The sequence below is a fragment of the Shigella sp. FJ200513 genome (assembly GCF_040495915.1).
Taxonomy (GTDB): Bacteria; Pseudomonadota; Gammaproteobacteria; order Enterobacterales; family Enterobacteriaceae; genus ECMA0423.
On sequence record NZ_JBDYCV010000226.1, the window covers coordinates 1 to 1,873 of the forward strand.

Annotated in this window: 5 protein-coding genes; 1 reads left to right on the plus strand and 4 read right to left on the minus strand. The window is 40.4% G+C overall.

Translation table 11 applies throughout. The features are described from left to right. Positions 1-84: IS3 family transposase (locus ABZJ92_RS21735; RefSeq protein ID WP_136800904.1), on the plus strand; the 84-nt coding region annotated here is incomplete at its 5' end. Positions 85-187: 103 nt separating this feature from the next. Here the strand turns inward: ABZJ92_RS21735 and ABZJ92_RS21740 are convergent. The 4 genes from ABZJ92_RS21740 to ABZJ92_RS21755 all read right to left on the minus strand — a co-directional run bounded on the left by ABZJ92_RS21740 (position 188) and on the right by ABZJ92_RS21755 (position 1,871). Beyond that, the gene (locus ABZJ92_RS21740; RefSeq protein ID WP_011069513.1) at positions 188-655 is read right to left on the minus strand and encodes an A24 family peptidase; all 468 of its coding nucleotides are present in this window, start codon (positions 653-655) and stop codon (positions 188-190) included. A 65-nt stretch (positions 656-720) separates the two neighbouring features. Further along, a complete protein-coding gene (locus ABZJ92_RS21745) occupies positions 721-960 on the minus strand; it encodes a Flp family type IVb pilin (RefSeq protein ID WP_001091314.1) in 240 nt (79 codons plus the stop codon). 134 nt (positions 961-1,094) lie between these two features. Beyond that, complete coding sequence (locus ABZJ92_RS21750; protein WP_001278645.1) at positions 1,095-1,700, minus strand: winged helix-turn-helix domain-containing protein; 606 nt, start codon at positions 1,698-1,700, stop codon at positions 1,095-1,097. Positions 1,701-1,814: 114 nt separating this feature from the next. Continuing rightward, positions 1,815-1,871 (minus strand): IS1 family transposase, encoded by a 57-nt coding sequence (locus tag ABZJ92_RS21755; protein ID WP_003032489.1) that lies wholly within the window; start codon positions 1,869-1,871, stop codon positions 1,815-1,817. Positions 1,872-1,873: the final 2 nt, after the last annotated feature.

Consider the following 1,873-nt stretch of genomic DNA (forward strand, 5'->3'; position numbering starts at 1 on the left):
GAATGTGATTACAATCGGTGGCGGCGGCACAGTTGGTGTGGCGGCCTCAGTCCGGAACAATTTGAAAACCAGAACCTTGCTTAGGCCTGTGTCCATATTACGTGGGTAGGATCACAAGACCTACTGCTATCACAATTACTGAGAGAAAAAAAAGCATCCGATGATTCATTTATGCTGTCCTAAAAAATTAACAAAACAATGGGAAAACAGGATATGTAAGCAGAAAAGCCAATGAAATTGGTACAGCATAAGGCACACCGTTTTCACGAATTGATTTTCGAAAAAAAAGAAGACCTGCCAGAACAACCAGAGCGCCGCAAAAGGTCATTGCGACGAGAAAATTAGCCAGTTCATGTTCATCAATAGCTAACGAAAGAACAGTTAACAGCTTGACATCACCGCCGCCAATTATCCCTGCGGAAAAAAGAAAGAAGCCCACGAGCAAAACGCTCCCGGCTGCAACCAGATTGGGTTTTTGATGCTGTAAAATGAGTGCCAAAAAAATAAGCACGGTTAACACCAGTAAATAACGATGGCTAATAATTCTGAGTAATATATCCCCCCATGAAATAAAAATAAGAAAGAGCGCAACAAATAAAAGATCGACTCTTAGTAACCATATTGCTGCCATTGAAAGACTCCATGTACCATACAAGGTTGCTGCCAGACATATTCCTTTACGTCTGACAGCCTCTAGAGAGTTTTTTTATTTTTTATAAGTTACGGATTACTCGTTCCGGAAATCGTTACCTGTTGAATTGCTGCAGCGATAGCGTCGAATGCATCTTTAATTGCGCCCAGGAAGCCTGAGTTCTGATCGCCAAAGATGAAAGCAAGCAGAGTTGCCATAGCAACACCAATCAATGCATATTCGATTGCAGTAACACCACGTTCATCCTTCGCGAAACGCGCAAAGCACTGTTTAGTTTTACCATAGTACTTAGTAATAAAAGTATTCATGTTTTCCTCGTATATTATTATTTAAATTCAAACCACCAGCTTCATCTGCGTGTCACCGGTATCCCATATTTTTGGGATGTGGCTATAATTATCTATTCCCGCTATTTAGTCTTCAAAAAAAATTACATTTAATATCATTTATCTTGATTAAGAAATAGTAAGACTAAAAAAACAAGCGTCGTCAGCCAGCACACTGCTAACACGGTAAGAACGCTAATAAAAACACTCCACTGCTTCGTTCTATACCATTCAATATTTTTGTCAGTATGTTTTATTGGGAGCAGCTCTTCAGTAGAGAATTCCTGGCTGTTATCATTCTCAGGAATGTTTGCATCAGTGTTTACTTCCCTGGCCTCGCTATCGTTGGTATAGCTACTACTGTCTTCATCACTGTCACGCTCATTCTCACAGACATGTTTCTCGACCTTTCCCAGATATCTGACGCCTTTTCGCGGAATGGTTTTAATTAGAGAACTCGACAAACCTGCGACGTCTAATGCCTTTCTAAGCATGTAAATCTGCCCATAATAACTGCTGTCGCTTACCGAACCTTTCTGCTCCCGCCAAACCTCATTGATAATATGTTGCTTATCGGATTCTCCCTGTAGTAAAAGGAGTAAAAATCGATAGCCGTTTTCAGACAGATTGATTACATTGCCTGTACTGGTGGTGATACGTCGAGACGCTGGGTAAAACTTAACTCCCTGCCCTAAAGAAAAATAAAAACGGTCATCGCTCATAAGTACCGACCCCTGTTTTCTTCTTCACATGACTACTCATTACAACTTTGTATGAAGTAAGATGCAAAATCATATTGTTTACATTAAGTTAAGCAATTAGGTAATGACTCCAACTTACTGATAGTGTTTTATGTTCAGATAATGCCCGATGACCTTGTCATGCAGCTCCACCG

Bases quoted from the DNA above. Each gene is read 5' to 3' on its own strand.
- ABZJ92_RS21745 (WP_001091314.1), bottom strand. From the start codon at position 960: ATGAATACTTTTATTACTAAGTACTATGGTAAAACTAAACAGTGCTTT.
- ABZJ92_RS21750 (WP_001278645.1), bottom strand. From the start codon at position 1,700: ATGAGCGATGACCGTTTTTATTTTTCTTTAGGGCAGGGAGTTAAGTTT.